Source organism: Sulfitobacter sp. S223 (assembly GCF_025143825.1).
In the GTDB taxonomy this organism is placed as follows: domain Bacteria; phylum Pseudomonadota; class Alphaproteobacteria; order Rhodobacterales; family Rhodobacteraceae; genus Sulfitobacter.
The window spans coordinates 881,409-899,131 of sequence record NZ_CP083560.1 but is presented as its reverse complement, the minus strand read 5'-3'; the positions used below and the strand labels follow the sequence as shown (position 1 = coordinate 899,131).

16 protein-coding genes, 1 tRNA gene and 1 pseudogene are annotated in these 17,723 nt (G+C 56.2%); 12 read left to right on the top strand and 6 right to left on the bottom strand.

All coding sequences use genetic code 11. The features are described from left to right. Positions 1–3: 3 nt before the first annotated feature. Positions 4–3,063, top strand: a complete 3,060-nt coding sequence (locus tag K3757_RS04585; RefSeq protein ID WP_259999790.1) for an efflux RND transporter permease subunit — start codon at positions 4–6, stop codon at positions 3,061–3,063. A 635-nt stretch (positions 3,064–3,698) separates the two neighbouring features. Here the strand turns inward: K3757_RS04585 and K3757_RS04580 are convergent. Continuing rightward, positions 3,699–3,788, bottom strand: a tRNA-Ser gene (locus tag K3757_RS04580). 397 nt (positions 3,789–4,185) lie between these two features. Further along, positions 4,186–5,283 carry a redox-regulated ATPase YchF gene (ychF, locus tag K3757_RS04575; RefSeq protein WP_259999789.1) on the bottom strand — a complete coding sequence of 366 codons (1,098 nt, stop codon included), beginning with the start codon at positions 5,281–5,283 and terminating at the stop codon, positions 4,186–4,188. A gap of 203 nt (positions 5,284–5,486) precedes the next feature. Here ychF and trpA point away from each other — a divergent pair, with 203 nt between their 5' ends. The 11 genes and pseudogenes from trpA (at position 5,487) to K3757_RS04520 (ending at position 14,716) form a co-directional block, all read left to right on the top strand. Next, entirely contained in the window at positions 5,487–6,278 is a 792-nt protein-coding gene (gene trpA, locus K3757_RS04570) for a tryptophan synthase subunit alpha (protein WP_259999788.1), read from the top strand. A gap of 95 nt (positions 6,279–6,373) precedes the next feature. Next, positions 6,374–7,255: pseudogene (locus tag K3757_RS04565) on the top strand (IS3 family transposase); the annotation flags it as partial. A gap of 259 nt (positions 7,256–7,514) precedes the next feature. After that, the gene (locus tag K3757_RS04560; RefSeq protein WP_259999787.1) at positions 7,515–8,681 is read left to right on the top strand and encodes an alpha-hydroxy acid oxidase; all 1,167 of its coding nucleotides are present in this window, start codon (positions 7,515–7,517) and stop codon (positions 8,679–8,681) included. 26 nt (positions 8,682–8,707) lie between these two features. Next, positions 8,708–9,271 carry a hypothetical protein gene (locus tag K3757_RS04555; protein ID WP_259999786.1) on the top strand — a complete coding sequence of 188 codons (564 nt, stop codon included), beginning with the start codon at positions 8,708–8,710 and terminating at the stop codon, positions 9,269–9,271. 201 nt (positions 9,272–9,472) lie between these two features. After that, positions 9,473–10,117 (top strand): 50S ribosomal protein L25/general stress protein Ctc, encoded by a 645-nt coding sequence (locus tag K3757_RS04550; RefSeq protein ID WP_259999785.1) that lies wholly within the window; start codon positions 9,473–9,475, stop codon positions 10,115–10,117. 97 nt (positions 10,118–10,214) lie between these two features. Beyond that, positions 10,215–10,703, top strand: a complete 489-nt coding sequence (locus tag K3757_RS04545) for a hypothetical protein (RefSeq protein WP_259999784.1) — start codon at positions 10,215–10,217, stop codon at positions 10,701–10,703. 66 nt (positions 10,704–10,769) lie between these two features. Further along, the gene (gene pth / locus K3757_RS04540; protein ID WP_259999783.1) at positions 10,770–11,474 is read left to right on the top strand and encodes an aminoacyl-tRNA hydrolase; all 705 of its coding nucleotides are present in this window, start codon (positions 10,770–10,772) and stop codon (positions 11,472–11,474) included. After that, positions 11,471–12,523, top strand: a complete 1,053-nt coding sequence (locus K3757_RS04535; RefSeq protein ID WP_259999782.1) for a DUF2332 domain-containing protein — start codon at positions 11,471–11,473, stop codon at positions 12,521–12,523. Before pth ends, K3757_RS04535 begins: the two co-directional genes overlap by 4 nt. Before the next feature lie 63 nt (positions 12,524–12,586). Further along, the gene (locus K3757_RS04530) at positions 12,587–13,750 is read left to right on the top strand and encodes a serine hydrolase (RefSeq protein WP_259999781.1); all 1,164 of its coding nucleotides are present in this window, start codon (positions 12,587–12,589) and stop codon (positions 13,748–13,750) included. Positions 13,751–13,760: 10 nt separating this feature from the next. Continuing rightward, the gene (locus K3757_RS04525) at positions 13,761–14,141 is read left to right on the top strand and encodes a DUF2237 family protein (RefSeq protein ID WP_259999780.1); all 381 of its coding nucleotides are present in this window, start codon (positions 13,761–13,763) and stop codon (positions 14,139–14,141) included. After that, positions 14,138–14,716, top strand: coding sequence for a DUF4893 domain-containing protein (locus K3757_RS04520; protein WP_259999779.1), 579 nt, complete (start codon positions 14,138–14,140; stop codon positions 14,714–14,716). Before K3757_RS04525 ends, K3757_RS04520 begins: the two co-directional genes overlap by 4 nt. A gap of 30 nt (positions 14,717–14,746) precedes the next feature. On the opposite strand, the gene trpB is transcribed toward K3757_RS04520, so the two are convergent. From trpB to ihfB, 4 genes are all read right to left on the bottom strand, one after another. After that, complete coding sequence (gene trpB, locus K3757_RS04515; protein ID WP_259999778.1) at positions 14,747–15,979, bottom strand: tryptophan synthase subunit beta; 1,233 nt, start codon at positions 15,977–15,979, stop codon at positions 14,747–14,749. 221 nt (positions 15,980–16,200) lie between these two features. Beyond that, positions 16,201–16,848, bottom strand: coding sequence for a phosphoribosylanthranilate isomerase (locus tag K3757_RS04510; RefSeq protein ID WP_259999777.1), 648 nt, complete (start codon positions 16,846–16,848; stop codon positions 16,201–16,203). A gap of 6 nt (positions 16,849–16,854) precedes the next feature. Continuing rightward, positions 16,855–17,205: a LapA family protein gene (locus K3757_RS04505; RefSeq protein ID WP_259999776.1), complete on the bottom strand. Its 351-nt coding sequence runs from the start codon at positions 17,203–17,205 to the stop codon at positions 16,855–16,857. Beyond that, complete coding sequence (gene ihfB / locus K3757_RS04500; RefSeq protein WP_259999775.1) at positions 17,205–17,489, bottom strand: integration host factor subunit beta; 285 nt, start codon at positions 17,487–17,489, stop codon at positions 17,205–17,207. Before ihfB ends, K3757_RS04505 begins: the two co-directional genes overlap by 1 nt. Positions 17,490–17,723 lie beyond the last annotated feature (234 nt).

The following is a 17,723-nucleotide window of genomic DNA, read 5'->3' as shown; positions in this document are numbered from 1 at the left end:
CACATGTCCATCGCGCGCGCCTCTATCGACAAAGCGCTGATCACCTGGATCCTGATGCTGGTCTGCCTGTTGGGCGGCATCTGGGGTTTTGCCACGATCGGCCGCCTCGAAGACCCGTCCTTCACCATCAAGAATGCAATCATCATCACGCAATACCCCGGCGCAACTGCCGAACAGGTGGCGCGAGAGGTGTCCGAGCCCATCGAATCCGAGATCCAGAAGATGGGTGAGATCGATTTTATCACCTCATCCAACAAACCCGGCGTCAGCCGCATTTCGGTGAACATTGAATCAACCTTTGACGGCACCGAATTGCCGGCGATCTGGACAAAACTGCGCAACCGCGTGGCCGATGCCGAACGAAGCCTGCCTCCCGAAGCTGGCACACCTATCGTCAATGACAACTTTGGCGACGTGTTTGGCGTTTTCTACGCTGTCACTGCACCCGGCTTCACCGATGCCGAAGTGCATAACATCTCGGAATATCTCCGGCGCGAGTTGCTGGCAGTGGACGGTGTAGCAGATGTGGCCGTTGCCGGCCTCCCCTCCGAGGCGATTTATGTAGATGCAAGCACTTCGATCATGACCAACCTTGGCATAGGCCCCTCAGCCATCGCGGGGGCACTGGCCAACACGGATTCGCGAACGACGTCCGGCAGTATTGTGCAAAACGGGCAAGACATTCGCATTCAGGCCCCCGAAGGGTCTGACACAGTGGACGAAATCGCCAATCTAACGATCGGAATCGGTGGCGATGTGATCGACCTGCTCGACCTTGCCTCGGTCAAGCGTGACCGCGTGAAAGAACCGACCGAGATCATCCGGTTTCAGGGTGAGGAAGCGTTCACTCTGGGCGTTGCCGGCAAGGCAGACCTGAACATTGTTGATGTCGGAGATCGTGTGGACGCACGTCTGGCAGAAATCATGCGCGATGTGCCAGCGGGCGTAGAGATGCACCCGATCTACCAACAGCACGTTGTGGTGGATGAAGCATCCAATGCCTTCCTTCTGAACCTCGCGATGTCCGTCGCAATCGTGGTGATTGTGCTTGCGCTTTTCATGGGTTGGCGTGCTGCTGTGGTTGTAGGCGTTACGCTATTGCTCACGGTGGTAGGCACCATCTTTATGATGGCCATATTCGGAATTGAAATGGAGCGGATATCGCTCGGCGCGCTGATCATTGCCATGGGGATGTTGGTCGATAACGCCATTGTGGTGGCCGAGGGCATGCAGGGGGACATGGCGCAGGGCAAAAACGCACGCGACGCTGCCGAAGATGTGGCCACCAAGACGCAAACACCGCTACTGGGGGCGACAGTCATCGGTATCATGGCCTTTGCAGGTATCGGGCTTAGCCCTGATGCGACCGGTGAATTCCTGTTCTCGCTGTTTGCTGTGATCGGGATTTCGCTGCTTCTTTCATGGGTGCTTGCCATCACTGCGACCCCTTTGCTTGCGCATTACTTTTTCAAGGTAGGCACCTCGCAAGGTGCTGACCACTATAGCGGCCCGATGTTTCGGGCCTACCGCAGCGTGCTCTCTGTTGCGTTGAAACTGCGCTATCTGGTGATACTTGGGCTGCTGGCGATCACGGTTTTGTGCTACATCGGGTTTGGTCAGGTAAAGCAGCAGTTTTTCCCCGACAGCAACACGCCCCTGTTCTACGTGCACTACAAGCTGCCCCAAGGGGCCAGTATCCACCGCGTGTCCGAAGACATGCAAGTGCTGGAGAACTGGCTGGCAGATCGTGACGAAGTAAAGTCGGTAGCAACCTTCATCGGCGGCGGCGCGACACGCTTTATGCTCACCTACGCACCCGAGGAAGCCCTACCCACCTATGGTCACCTGATCATCCGGACCGACACGCTTGAACAAATTCCGCCTTTGCGCGCTGATCTTGAAGCCTTTGGCAGGTCCACGCTGACATCAGGTGAATTCCGCACCGAACGGCTGGCGTTCGGCCCCGGTGGCGGCGCACCTATTGCAGCGCGGTTTTCCGGCCCTGATCCTGTGGTTTTGCGGTCTTTGGCGCTGGAAGCCGAAAAAGCCCTGCGGGGGGCTTCGAACCAGCTGCAAGACCTTCGCACTGACTGGCGCGAACGCGAGTTTGTGATTGTGCCACAATTTGCTGACGAGCGTGCAAAAGCGGCCGGTGTTGGCCGCGATGATCTGGCCCAGGCATTACAGTTTGGCACAGACGGAATTCAGGTCGGGTATTATCGGGAGGAAGACCGCCTTATCCCGATCATCATGCGCTCCGACAGCGCTGCAAACGAAGGCGGCGCGCATCTGGCTGATCTGCCGGTCTACTCGGATGCTGCCGCTACCTATATTCCGGTTGCCCAGATTGTGGACGGTTTCGGATGGGAGGCGCAGAATACCTTCCTTGTCCGCCGCGATCGGGTGCCGACAATCACCCTTCAGGCCGGCGTCCCTGCAGGCGTGAACGCCTCGGCTGTGTTCAACCAGATTCGCGGTGCAATCGAAGCCGTTGACCTGCCCGAAGGCTACACGCTGGAATGGGGTGGCGAATACGAAAGCTCTACCGACGCGCAGGCCTCCCTTGGTGGCCAGCTACCCTTGTCGCTTATCATCATGGTGCTGATTTCGGTCCTGCTGTTTGGGAGAATCCGGCAGCCATTGATCATCTGGCTACTCGTCCCGATGAGCGTGAATGGCGTTGCTCTGGGGCTTCTGGGCACGGATCTGCCCTTCTCGTTCACGGCACTTTTGGGGCTACTCAGCCTATCAGGTATGCTGATCAAAAACGGGATCGTGCTTGTCGAAGAGATCGACCTTGTGCGCGCAGATGGCGTGCCATTTCGCGAGGCAATCCTTGATGCGTCAACTTCGCGCTTGCGCCCTGTGGTACTGGCCGCAGCAACGACAATCCTTGGTATGATCCCATTGCTGTCGGATGCTTTCTTTGCCTCTATGGCAGTTACGATCATGGGCGGCTTGGGCTTTGCCTCGATCCTGACCCTCATCGCTGCTCCTGTGTTCTACTACAGCTTCTTCCCAACCGAACGAAAAGAAGATGCGATGGCGTCAAAGTCTGCCTGACGCCATCGTCCGTTGCTCCAGAAGCGCTGTCTGACGTCAGCGCCTATGGGTCCAAATAGCGTTATTTGCTAAGAGAAGGTTTGTTGCTCATCGTAACCACTGAGGAGTGAACAATGAGAAAGACAACGAAGAGCCCCGGCGAGACGATCGTCAAAGATATCAAGCGCGCGACGCGCAAAGAAAATTGCAATAGGCTCATGTCGGTAGGCTCGAAGTGTAGGGCACAATGAGCGGTTACAAATATAAAGGTAACTCAATGTCGGAATCGGTGGACTTCAAGAATTTCAAATTCGAGGTGGGTGATGCTATATTTATCCAGACGCAGAGATCGGTCTAATTTCCATCTAGGTTCAGTTGATTTCTCGTATCGGGTTCAACACGGGGCTTGAAGAACTGGCATTCATTTCTCAAGGAGAGGTGATTACTTTGGGAGAAGACGGCAGTTTTAAGGATGCGGATGGAAAGATTCGCAAGCCGCTTTCTGTAGCAAGAAATAGAGAGCTCTTAGTTATGTTTGCCGACTAAAAAGGTGCCTGACAGGTTCACTATCAAGAAGTTCTTTTTGCCGGGTAGGATGGTGGATAGGAAGTTTTCTGAAATTATTATAAAGATATAGAGCGCGCTAGGGGCCGTAGTGGCGGAGACGAAGGGATTCGAACCCTCGAGACCCTTCCGGGCCTACTCCCTTAGCAGGGGAGCGCCTTCGACCACTCGGCCACATCTCCGCTGACCCGTTTAACGGCGGGTTTAAAGGAGAGCAAGGGGGTTTTGGGGCCTAATTTATTTAGGCGCTCAAGGCCGGTCTTTTCACACCCCATAACACGTCAATGGTTAGGACTTATCAGCGACTTGTGTCTTGCGAACACTCGGATAGCGGGTGCGGTTACAGCACCCTTACGATGGAAAACCTTTATGCGCTGCTCTCTATCAAAGCAAACAGCCAAGACGAACTCGTGCCAATATGAACTAACGCTTGGCAATGCTATTTGACCCAGTCGCTCACTTTGATCGGCGAGCAACAGGATTTGCCATCCCCCCCGAAGTCGGCCGAGCGGCTTTGGGAGGGGGACAAATTGAGAACTCTGCGATTGGGAGCCTTTCAGCTAAACCAACCCGCCTAGTTTAAGTATTGAACAAGAAGTGCAGCACGTCGCCGTCTTTGACGATATAGGACTTGCCCTCAGCGCGCATTTTACCCGCTTCTTTCGCAGGGCCCTCTCCGCCCAAGCTGACAAAATCATCATAGGCGATGGTTTCTGCGCGGATGAAACCTTTTTCAAAGTCACCGTGGATCACGCCAGCCGCTTTGGGTGCAGATGTACCTTGCTTGATGGTCCAGGCGCGGGCCTCTTTCGGGCCCACGGTGAAGTAGGTTTCAAGGTGCAGCAGTTCGTATCCAGCCCGGATCAGCCGGTCCAAGCCTGCTTCCTCAAGGTTCATGTCGTCGAGAAACATCTGGGCGTCTTCAGCATCAAGCTGGCTGATTTCTTCTTCGATCTGGGCGGAAATCACGACGGCGGAGTTACCCTGGGCCGCGGCCATTTCGGCCACAGCATCGGACAGCGCATTGCCTTTGGCCGCATCGTCTACGCCGACGTTACAAACATAGAGAACCGGCTTGGTGGTCAGCAATTGTAGCATCCGCCACGCTTTGGCGTCGTCTTCGTCGATCTCGACAGTGCGCGCGGGCTTGCCATCCTCAATTGCGGCTTGCGCAGCGGCCAGAAGACGGTCTTGCTGCACAGCATCTTTATCGCCGCCCTTGATTTTACGCACGAGGCCCGCGCGGCGCTTTTCGATGCTTTCCAGGTCGGCAAGCATCAGCTCAGTGTCAATGGTTTCGGCATCGGCAACGGGATCAACGCGACCTTCAACATGGGTCACATCGCCGTCTTCAAAACAGCGCAACACATGGGCGATGGCGTCTGTCTCACGGATGTTGGCAAGGAACTGGTTGCCCAAGCCCTCCCCTTTTGAGGCCCCCTTCACCAGGCCCGCAATGTCTACAAATGTCATGCGTGTCGGTATGATGGATTTTGAGCTAGCGATCTCGGCCAATTTATCAAGACGGGCGTCCGGTACAGCAACCTCACCCACGTTCGGTTCGATCGTGCAAAAAGGGAAGTTGGCAGCCTGTGCAGCAGCCGTCCGGGTGAGTGCGTTGAAAAGCGTCGATTTGCCAACGTTTGGCAGACCCACGATACCCATTTTGAAACCCATGATAGTATCCCCTTATGCGTTTGCGCCGTGTTAGGGGAGCCGCGCGCGCTGCGCAAGGGTAAGCGGCATATGACCGCGTGCTGGCAAATAGAAATTTCTGGTCCGGTATTTTGCAGAAACCGCGCCCTGCTCCGCGCGTTGCGCATTGATTTCCACGCGCGAATTGGGCATTGCAGCTTTAACACTTCAAAAAGGCCGCTGTTATGACCCGCATTGACGCAAAATTCGCTGACCTCAAGGCCAAGGGCAAAAAAGCTTTTGTCTCTTATGTAATGGCTGGTGATCCGGATTTTGACCGCTCTCTGGAGATTGTGCGCGGGCTGCCTTCGGCCGGTGTGGACATCATCGAATTGGGCCTGCCCTTTACCGATCCAATGGCAGACGGCCCTACCATCCAGTTGGCTGGACAGCGCGCGCTGGACGGCGGCATGACCCTCAAACGCACGCTGCAACTGGCGACGGAATTTCGCAAGGACGATGACACCACACCAATCGTGCTGATGGGCTATTACAATCCGATCTATTCCATGGGCGTGCCAGTTTTTCTGGAAGCAGCCAAAGCAGCCGGCATCGACGGGCTGATCGTCGTAGACCTGCCACCTGAAGAAGACAGCGAGCTGTGCCTGCCGGCACAAAAAGCAGGGCTGAACTTTATCCGTCTGGCCACCCCCACCACCGATGACAACCGTCTCAAGCGCGTGGCCCAGAACACCTCCGGCTTTGTCTACTATGTTTCGATCACAGGTATCACTGGCGCCGCTGAAGCGGACGCAGGCGATGTATCACCTGCCGTTGTGCGCATCCGTGAGGCAACTGGACTGCCCGTGGTCGTAGGGTTTGGCGTAAACACGCCCGAAAAATCCCGTACAATTGCAGAGGTGGCTGATGGCGTCGTAGTAGGCTCCGCCATCGTCAGCCAGATCGCGGCAGGCAAAAGCACCCAAGAGATCCTAGCCTTTGTAAAAGCACTGGCCGACGGCGCTCACTCAGCCTGAGTGGTCACCCTGAGCTCCCCCTTTGAAGTGGTCCGCCCCTATAGTTAGGAAAGCGGAGCACCAGAGATGGCCATTAAGAGGCCCATGCCCGGATTGATGCAATCAGACTGATCAGTGTGACTGAACAAACCTATTACCACTGGAAGAAGAAGTACGGTGGAATGGGCACAGAACAACTCAAGGAACCGAAGCGGCTACAGAAAGAGAACGAATGCTTGCGGCATGCGGTTTCAGACCTGACACTGGACAAGCTAACATTAAAGGAGGCCGCATCGGGAAACTTCTGAGCCCTCGCGCAGGCGGGCCTGTATCGATCATGTGCGTAGATGGTTCAAGGTTTTTGAGCGACGGCTTTATCGCGTTCTGGGCCAACACCGATCCACGCAGCGACGGTTAACACGTGGGCGTGCTGACCAAGACCGCGAACTGACAACCCAAGTAGGGGCGGCTCTCGCTCAATGATGGATCGTGTGTCCGTTTTCGTTCCGAGCATCGCAATCACGTCTGGTCGTACGATTTTGTGCATCACCGGACAGACGACGGCAGAGCCTTTAGGACACTCAACATCGTGGATGAACACAGCCGGGAGTGTTTGGCGATCCGTGTGAAACGGAAACTGAACTCGACAGAAGTCATTGATGCGTTGACGGACCTGTTAATCCTGCGCGGCGTGCCAAACTATATCAGGTCGGACAATGGCCCGGAGTTCATCGCTGAAGCGGTCCGGGGTTGGGTCAAGGCTGTTGGGCAAGAACTGCCTACATCGAGCCCGGATCACCCTGGGAAACGGTTATTGCGAAAGCTTCAACGGCAGAATGCGAGACCAATTGCTGAACGGCAAAATCTTTTACTCAATGCGTGAAGCCCAAATCATCATCGAAAACTGCAGGAAAAATTACAACACCAAACGACCACACAGTGCATTGGGTCACCGCCCACCTGCGCCAGAGGCCATCGGTTCGATGAACCAAAGGTAAATCATGCACAACTTTCGATTTGGACCACTCAAGTGGGGCGGCTCTGGCGCGACCCCTTACACTGCAACTACTCTCGCGCCTGACATCACAAGTCCAATCAAGTTCACAAGGAATGAAGCAGACATTCTTCGTGCTAAACAAAAGTCCGATCCGGCCTAGGACCTAAACATAAGCATAAGCATAAGCATAAAAATTGAACCGTTGATCTGCGCACCTCAAATTGGTAAACAAACATGACCAATAGTACCGGAAAGCTGTCATGCCCGTCATCACCAATATCGACGACCTCAAACGCCTTCACCGCCGCCGCGTGCCAAAGATGTTTTATGACTACGCAGAAAGCGGCAGCTGGACCGAACAGACCTTTCGCGAAAACACCTCCGACTTTGACCAGATCCGTCTACGCCAGCGTGTGGCGGTTGATATGTCGGGGCGCAGCACAGCCACAAAGATGATTGGCGAAGATGTCGCCATGCCCGTGGCGCTGGCCCCTGTTGGCCTGACCGGGATGCAGCATGCTGATGGTGAGATGAAGGCAGCCCGCGCGGCAGAAGCTTTCGGTGTTCCCTTCACGCTTTCCACCATGTCCATCAACTCAATCGAAGACGTGGCCTCCGCGACGAACAAACCTTTCTGGTTTCAACTTTATACCATGCGGGACGAAGATTACGTCAGCCGCCTGATCGAACGGGCCCGTGCCGCGAAATGTTCGGCTCTTGTGATCACGCTGGATTTGCAAATCCTCGGCCAACGTCACAAAGATATCAAGAACGGGCTGACCGCTCCGCCGAAACTGACACCGTCTACCATCGCCAATCTGATGACAAAGTGGCGCTGGGGCATCGACATGCTGCAAACCAAGAACCGCCAGTTCGGTAATATCGTCGGCCATGTCGATAACATCTCCGATGCATCTGACCTTAGCGCGTGGACAGCAGAGCAATTCGACCCAACCCTCGACTGGTCCAAGATTGCCAAAATCAAGGAACAATGGGGCGGCAAGGTGATCCTCAAGGGCATTCTGGATGCCGAGGATGCCAAAATGGCCCTGCAAGTGGGCGCCGACGCGATCATCGTTAGCAACCATGGCGGACGCCAGCTAGACGGCGCGCTCAGTTCAATCCGTATGCTGCCGTCGATTCTGGATGCGGTTGGTGATCAGATCGAAGTCCACCTCGATAGTGGCATCCGCTCCGGTCAGGACGTGCTCAAGGCGATGGCGATGGGGGCCAAGGGCACCTATATCGGGCGCGCTTTCATCTACGGCCTTGGGGCTATGGGTCAGGCGGGCGTCACTCGCGCGCTGGAAGTGATCCATAAAGAGCTTGATACAACAATGGCCCTCTGTGGCGAAACACAGGTAGGAAATCTGGGTCGGCACAACCTGCTGGTACCCAAAGGGTTCGAGGGCGACTGGCAGGACTGATGCTCGTCTTTTCCGAGCAAAACCTCGTGCTTTTTTCAGTACCCAAAACCGGCTCGACCGCGATGGAAGTCGCGCTCAAGCCTTGGGCCGACATTGCCTTTTACAAGCACCGCAAGCACACACCCGTAGGAAGGTACCATCGAAAAATCGCACCATTCCTGCGCGAGGCCTATGCTCTGGAGCCCGAAACAATGGCTGTGATCCGCGCGCCGCTGGAGCATTTGCGCAGCTGGTATCGCTATCGCGCATCGACACTTCCGGTTGATTTTGACGGATTTGTTCAGGCTGTCTTATCGCCCTCCCCGCCGGACTGGGCCCGGATCGGCAACCAACTCAGCTTTCTGACAAAACCGGATGGCGTTCTGGGCATCACGCACCTCTTCACCTATGAGAGCCAGCCCGTGCTGCGCGGGTGGCTCTGCTCACGCATGTCGGCTCATATCACCTTCAAACCCCAAAATGTATCCCCGCACGTCGCGACACCGATCACTCCTGATACCCTCGCCTTCTTTGACGCACAGTACGCCGATGAAATAGAGCTACACGCACGCGCTACAGCCGCAGGCGGTCACCTTGAAACCCGCTCCTGACCTCATTTCTTTTGGCTGCAAATATCCCGGGTGAATTGGCCTGCCAAGGCCAAGGGGGCAGCGCCCCTACCCGACCGGCAGGCTTTCTCATATCTCTCTACATTTACTCTTTCCCCGAAACCGATTCCCGTCTATACGCGCGACTTCACGCGGGGATACAGCCTTGGAGGATTCCCGCCCTAGATATATTGGAGAATTACTATGGCCGGAGAGATCCCAGATCTTGAAGTTCAGGAACGCACGGGGACAGGCAAGGGCGCCGCTCGTCAGGCACGCCGTGATGGTTTGGTCCCTGGAATTGTTTTTGGTGGTGACGTTGACCCGCTGCCGATCCAGTTGGATTTCAACAAACTGCTGACCATGCTGCGCAAAGGCCGCTTCAAGGCGACTTTGTTCAACTTGAAAGTCGAAGGCCACGATGACGTGCGCGTCATCTGCCGCGACGTTCAGCGCCACGTTGTCAAAGACCTGCCAACACACGTCGACTTCATGCGCCTCAAGCGCACCACAAAGATCAACCTGTTCATCAACGTAGAAGTTGCTGGTGAAGAGGAGTGCCCAGGCCTGAAAAAAGGCGGCACACTGAACCTTGTGCGTCCAGAAGTTGAACTGGTTGTGACCGCGGCCGACATCCCGGAAAGCATCGTTGTGGACATCTCCGAACTGGAGATCGGCGACAACGCGACAATCTCGAATGTCAAACTGCCAGCAGGCTGCAAGCCGGTTATCGATCGTGACTTTGTGATCGCTCAGGTTTCTGCACCATCCGGTCTCGTTTCTGCGGAAGCTGATGAAGATGGCGCCGAAGAAGGCGAAACAGAAGTGACAGAGGGTGGCGAAGAGTAATCTTCGACACTTTTGTCAAAACGATAGAAACGGGGTCGCTCTTTTGGGCGGCCCCGTTTTTCTTTACTCAGTTGACGTTACGAGCCTATCCTGAACTATGAAATCAACGCCTCCACCCCATCCTGACATCGGCGGTACACTTGCGCGGGCGCAGGGGCGCAGTGTTACGTGGCTGGCGTTATTTGCGCCGCCCACCCTCGCCTATCTTGTCGGTGTTTTCTACGTTGCCCGCAGTGTACGTCGGCCCTCGACATTTCTTGGGCTAACCGCCAACAGCGCAGAAGCAGTGCTTGTTGATCTGCTCTGCGCCATAGCGCCGCTGCTGATCTTGATTGCGTTTTACATTCGCCATCTAAAGCACCGTGATGTTGCGCAGCGGTCTACGTTTGTCGCAACTTATGCCCGCGATCGGCTGGTGAAACCCCGCAGGTACCCCGGATTGGTTTACCGCGTGCAGGATGCGCAGATGCAGATTGTTTGGAACGCTGATGGCGCAGTACACAACGGCACAGCCTATCCGCTGCTGGAGGACGATCAACTTTTACCTTTCCGTCCCGATCACTTCATCAAGACAGGCGTGCCTTAAAATACGCTGCCGCTGGACGCTGCCCTGCCCGCTCAATATGATGCGGGACAAGCAACGGAGCAGCATATGAAACTGATTGTAGGTCTCGGAAATCCAGGGGCAAAATACGCGCGCAACCGGCACAACATCGGCTTTATGGCGGTGGAACAAATGGCTGCGGATTATGGCTTTCCGGCATGGAAAGGCAAGCATCAGGGCAGCGTGACGGAAGGCCGCTTTGGCAGCACCCGCGCGGTACTACTGCGCCCCGAAACCTTCATGAACAAATCCGGTGACAGTGTCGCAGCCGCCATGCGCTTTTATAAGCTTGAACCAGAAGACGTGATTGTTCTGCATGATGAGCTTGATCTGGCACCCGGCAAGGTCAAATTCAAAATGGGCGGCGGGCATGCAGGTCATAACGGGCTGCGATCGATCCACAGCCATCTGGGGCCGGACTATGCCCGCGTGCGACTGGGTATCGGCCATCCTGGGCATAAGGATCGCGTGCCGGGCTACGTGCTACATGACTTTGCCAAGGCAGATGCCGAATGGCTGGACGATGTCCTGCGCGGCCTCAGCGACGGCGCGCCCTATCTGGCTGAGGGCGACACCGCCAAGTTCATGAATGCCGTTAGCCTGCGCACTGCGCCGTCCCGCCCATCGACAGGCACCAAAGGACCAGCCAAATCCAAACTACCAACAACGCCGGATCACCGACCGGCCGAACCGGCACCAAAAGCCACGGATGAGCGGTCAGCATTGCAAAAGCTGATGGAGCGCTTCAAGTGAACCTGCTTGAGGCGTTTCGCCATCAAGCCTTGTCCTGCGCCGCACTTGGCAGCCCTTTCATGGCGCAACTTCTCAACGTTTTGGCTGACAACTGGCCCCAAGAAAGCGCCTTGGCCAAAAAGTTTGCAGGGTTCGACGGCGACATCGGGCCTGCCGGCCATTCTTTGCCGCTGCGCACAGCAGCAGGCCTGCACGCACTGGTGCTCACCCGCAGGGATGCGGGGCTGATTGCGGTTTACCCACCGAACCAGCCAAGCGATTCTGCCGTGCGGGATGCTGTTTTGAACGCGCTAGAGACGCACACCGCCTTTTTGGATGACTGGACCAACAGCCCGCCCCAAACGAACGAAGTCCGCCGGTCTGCAGCACTTATTGCGGGCGCGCAGGTGGCTGTTTCACATTTTGACCTGCCCCTGCATCTAAGCGAACTGGGTGCGAGCGGCGGGCTTAACCTGATGTGGGATCATTATGCGCTGGAACTGTCTGGCACGCGCTTCGGCCCCGACATGCCCGTCCTGACGCTGACACCGGATTGGACAGGCGCCATGCCCCCTGCGCGGACGCCGAGGATCGCAGCGCGTGCGGGTGTCGACCTGAACCCGCTTGATCCGCAACGCGGCGATCATCTGCTGCGCTTGACTGCCTATCTTTGGCCCGACCAACCAGAACGTCTGTCCCTTACCCGTGCCGCAGCCTCCGTCATGACAGCGCAGATCGACACCGGTGATGCCATTGACTGGTTGTCGCGGCGACTGGCGTCTGCGCCACAGGGCCGCCTGCATCTCATCCAGCACTCAGTGGCTTGGCAGTATTTCCCCGCCGCCGCGCAGGCCAAGGGCAAAGCCCTGATCGAAGCCGCCGGCGCGCGCGCCTCTCGGGACCGGCCGCTTGGGTGGCTATCCATGGAAAGCGACGGAGATACGACAGGCGGCAAGGGCGCAGCCCTAACCCTGCAGCTTTGGCCCGGAAACATCACCTTCGATCTGGGGCGTGCTGACTTCCATGGGCGCTGGATCAACTGGCACTATGATGACGCCACGCTCCACTGAATTCCGCTGGCCTGTCGTTGACCGGCATGTTTGATTGGGCGGCATCAGACAGGGAGCAAAAGCATGAACAGCGTCGTTAAGTGGGTCGTTCGAATCTTCGTTGTATTGGTTCTGGCGGCTGTGGCGGTCGGCCTATGGCAACGCGAACAGATCACACGTTTGCTTGCGGTCAATTCACTGTTCTCCGAAGAGAAAATTGTCCGCAATTTCTCCCATATGAACGCGGCCTTCCTCACCGCTCCGGTCTCACGAGGTACAGGCCCCACAACCGCGTTGCCCTACGGCACCGATGCGGCCTTGCCAGCCGAGGTTTCTGATTGGGTCACAGCCCGTGACGTTACCGCGCTGGTTGTCCTGAAGAACGGTGAGATCGTGCATGAAAGTTACTACAAGGGTACCACCGCTGAAGACCTGCGCATTTCATGGTCGGTCGCGAAAAGCTATCTTTCGGCTCTGATAGGTGTGCTGGTCGAAGAAGGCGCGATTGCGTCGCTTGATGATCGAGTCACTCAATATGCCCCTTCTTTGAGCGATGGCGCTTACGACAACGCTACCGTGCGCAACGTGCTGAATATGGCCAGCGGTGTCGTCTTTGACGAAGATTACCTTGATCCGAAATCCGACATCAACCGGATGGGCCGGGTGCTGGCGCTGGGTGGTAGCATGGATGATTTTGCTGCTGACCTGAACGAGACGTTCGCGGCATCAGGCGCAGGGTGGAAATATGTGTCCATCGACACTCATGTACTCTCAATGGTCGTACGCGGTGCCACGGGACGCCCGATTGCAGAGCTACTGAGCGAGAAAATCATTGCGCCGATGGGGTTGGAATATGCACCATATTATCTAACGGACGGCTTTGGCACCGCTTTCGTTTTGGGGGGACTGAACCTCACCACACGCGACTATGCGCGCATGGGCCAGATGTTTCTACAAAACGGGTTTTACAACGGTCAGCAGATTGTACCCGAAGACTGGGTCGCGGCCTCTACCACTGCTTCTGCCCCGACAGCCGACGGTGAAATCGGCTATGGTTATCAGTGGTGGATCCCGAAAGGGTCCGTGCCCGGTGAATTCATGGCCCGTGGTATATACGGCCAGTACGTCTATGTTAATCGTGCGAAGGGCATTGTGATCGCCACAAACGCGGCAGACCGCAAGTTTCGCGAAGACGGCGTTGCGGACCAAAACGTCGAAATCTTTCGCATCATCGCAAACAATATCTAAGGAGAGCCTTATGGAACCCGAAGAAAGCATCAACGTCGAAGGCGGCACATTGGCGCTTTGTGGCAGTGATCCTGTGACAGGTTTCTTCCGTGACGGGCATTGCAACACATGTGCTGCAGATCAAGGAAGCCACACCGTTTGCGCGGTGATGACGGCAGAGTTTCTAGCGTTCTCTAAATACGTGGGCAACGATCTGTCCACCCCAAACCCTGCCTACGGCTTTGCCGGGCTCAAACCCGGTGATCCGTGGTGCCTGTGCGCCGGACGTTTCATGCAGGCCGCTGAGGAAGGCTGTGCGCCGCAGGTGCATCTTGCCGCGACGCATATCCGCGCGCTGGAAATTGTCCCGCTAGAGGTTCTGCGCACGCATGCAACAGGAAGCGGCGCATGAGGCAAATGCGCTTCGCTTGCCTATTGGCTTTAATCACCGGCGCCGCAACTGCGCAGGACATAATACCGCAAGAGCAGGCAAGGCTGGACCGCTTTGAGCGTATAGCAGGAACCGCTGTTCTAGGGGCTTTGGCCGGAGGGAAGGCAGAGGATGTTGCGGCACTGACATCTGCGTTGTCGGGCAAACCTCAGGTCGCCTTCGATCCGTCGCTTCAGGGTGAGTGGCGCTGCCGCACGATGAAGCTTGGCGGTATTTCCGAGTTAGTTGTTTACACCAACTTCACCTGCCGCATGACGCTCGACAACACGGGCGTCGCGTTTGAAAAAGTCTCCGGTTCTCAACGCACGTCGGGTCGGATTGAAATGCGGGACGGCCGCGCTGTCTATCTTGGGGTCGGGTACGTCTCAAGCGGAACACCGCAAAGCTACGCCGAACTTGACCCTACATTTGAGGGCAACGGGACAATCACACCGGATGTTGCTGTGTTCGAGCGTGTGTCCGACACCCGCGCGAGATTGCTGTTTCCCGCGCCGGTGAACGAAAGTGATTTCGATATTCTCGAGCTCACGCGATAGCAGGGGCACACGGCCCCTGCTAAAAACGTTCTAGGCGAATTCGCCCATCTCAAAGCCAAGTGCCTTTGCGACGGTGAAGATATCCTTGTCGCCACGGCCACACATGTTCATGCAGATGATGTGGTCTTTCGGCAAGGTTGGTGCGATCTTCAGAACATGGGCCAAAGCGTGCGATGGCTCTAGCGCCGGTATGATACCCTCAAGCTCACAACATTTCTGGAACGCAGCAAGCGCTTCTACATCTGTGATCGAGACATATTTTGCGCGGCCAATATCATGCAGCCATGCATGTTCAGGTCCGATTCCGGGATAATCGAGGCCCGCAGAGATCGAGAAGCCCTCAAGAATTTGGCCGTCATCGTCTTGTAGCAGATATGTCCGGTTCCCGTGCAGCACGCCGGGGCGACCGCCGGTCAGCGACGCACAATGCTCCATCTTGGCGTTCACGCCTTTCCCCCCTGCCTCGACACCAATGATGTTGACCTCTTTGTCGTCAAGGAAGGGGTAGAACAGGCCCATAGCGTTGGAGCCGCCACCGATGGCCGCGATCAGCGTATCGGGCAAGCGGCCTTCAGCGCGTTCCATCTGTGTACGGACTTCTTTGCCGATAATGCTTTGAAAGTCGCGAACCATAGCTGGATAAGGGTGCGGGCCTGCAACTGTGCCGATGCAGTAAAACGTATCGCGGACGTTGGTCACCCAGTCACGCAATGCGTCGTTCATCGCGTCCTTTAGCGTGCCACGACCTGAGGTGACAGGAATGATCTCCGCCCCCAGCAGACGCATACGGAAAACATTGGGGGCCTGACGCTCTACGTCGTGCGCGCCCATGTAGACCACGCATTTGAGGCCGAACTTCGCGCAGACGGTCGCGGTTGCAACACCGTGCTGGCCGGCACCTGTTTCAGCGATGATCCGCTTTTTGCCCATCCGGCGCGCCAGGATGATCTGTCCAAGCACGTTGTTGATCTTATGCGCGCCGGTATGGTTCAGCTCGTCGCGCTTCATATAGATCTTGGCACCGCCCAGCTCTTCGGTCAGGCGCTCGGCGTGATAAAGGGGGCTTGGACGGCCTACGTAATGTTCCCACAGGTCGTCCATTTCAGCCCAGAAGCTGTCATCCGTCTTGGCCTTGTCGTATTCGGCCTGAAGTTCGAGAATCAGGGGCATCAATGTTTCAGAGACAAAGCGGCCACCGAAATCACCAAAGCGCCCATTTTCGTCTGGGCCTGTCATGAAACTGTTGAAAAGATCGTTTGCCATAGCGCATCTGCCTTTCGGGAAATCTGTTGGCAACAGCAGTATCGCCCAAGCGCGCAATGGTAAAGAAGGCATCCCGCCGCATTCGTAGCCAAGACAGGTCGCCATCGATGGCGCAAATTCCGTGCGCAGGTTTAGCATGATAAAGATGCGAGAACGGAAGATGAGGCGACCGGGCACGTTACCCGCACCGACACCGCCTGACTGCCCGAGACTTTGGTTCGTCAGGCGCTCAGCGCAGCCTGCACCAAATCATGAATAAGCTTGGCGTCTTTCACGCCCGGACTGCTTTCGACTCCGGATGATACATCAACCTGTCGTGCGCCAGTGCGCCGGATCGCCTCTGCAACGTTGTCGGGCGTAAGCCCCCCCGCCAGCATCCAAGGGCAGCGCCAGACGCGTCCCGCCAAAAGCTGCCAGTCAAAGGCCAGACCGTTTCCGCCGGGCAAATCCGCGCCTTTCGGCGGTTTGGCATCCACCAGCAATTGATCAGCCACCCCTGCATATAGATCAAGCTGCGCCAAATCGGCACGGTCACCCACACCAATTGCTTTCATAACGGGCAGCCCGTAACGCGCTTTTACCTGTGCCACACGCTCGGGGCTTTCAGAGCCGTGAAGCTGGAGCATGTCCAGTGGCACTGTCTGCGTAAGCGCATCCAGCATATCGTCATCCGCGTTCACCGTCAGCGCAACCTTGCACACACCAATGGGCACATGGCCTGCAACCTGTGCTGCGGCCTCGAACGTCAAATTGCGCGGTGATTTGGGAAAGAATACAAAGCCGACATAGCGCGCGCCAGCATTTGCCGCAGCCGCAACATCTGCCTGCGTGCGCAGACCGCAAATCTTTACCGATACGTCAGCTGGCATGCGTTTTTAGCTGGCTTGATCCAGCAGAGCGAGGACCTCGTCCTTGCCTTGGTGCTTTTCTGCGCGAAGCTTGTCCAGTTCACGCTGAAGGCGGCGCATTTCGCGCGCTTGCTTCGCCGCTTCGGCGCGCTCGCCGTATTCGCGAATCCATTCCCAAACGAATCCAACCAAAAGCCCAGCCAGAATGCTGCCCAGGATGACGACAAACAGTGGCAACTGGATCGACGGATTCATTGCAAAAAGACCCGACACCTCCGCAGGCAACACCTGAAGGGAAACGATTCCCCTGTTTGCCAGTGCAACAGATACAAGAGCCACCGCAAAGATGGCGATACATAGATAGCGGACGTAGCGCATTAACTTTTCCCGTTTAGCCGATCACGGAGCAACTTCCCCGTTTTAAAAAACGGTACATGTTTCTCTTCGACATGAACAGTCTCACCGGTACGTGGATTGCGACCTACCCGCGAATCCCGCTTCTTGACAGAGAATGCGCCAAAACCGCGAAGCTCAACCCGATCACCACGCGACATGGCCGTGGTTATCTCGTCGAATATGGTATTCACGATCCGCTCTACATCCCGTTGATACAAATGTGGATTGTCGTCTGCGATCTTCTGGATCAATTCGGACCGGATCATATTTTTCCCCCGCAGTTTTTTTTGCGTAATTATGCAACCACTATAGGAAAGAACATACGCTGCGCAAAGTGATTGGATTAGCGTAAGACGCAAAATTTGCTGCATAATTGGGAAAATAATGCCCATTTTCCGAAACTGCGGCAGCTCACTCATCCAATTCGCTGATATTCCGCGACGTTACGTCATAAGCATCTAAGCGATTCGCATCAAAAAAGCCCCGCGCATTTCTGCGCG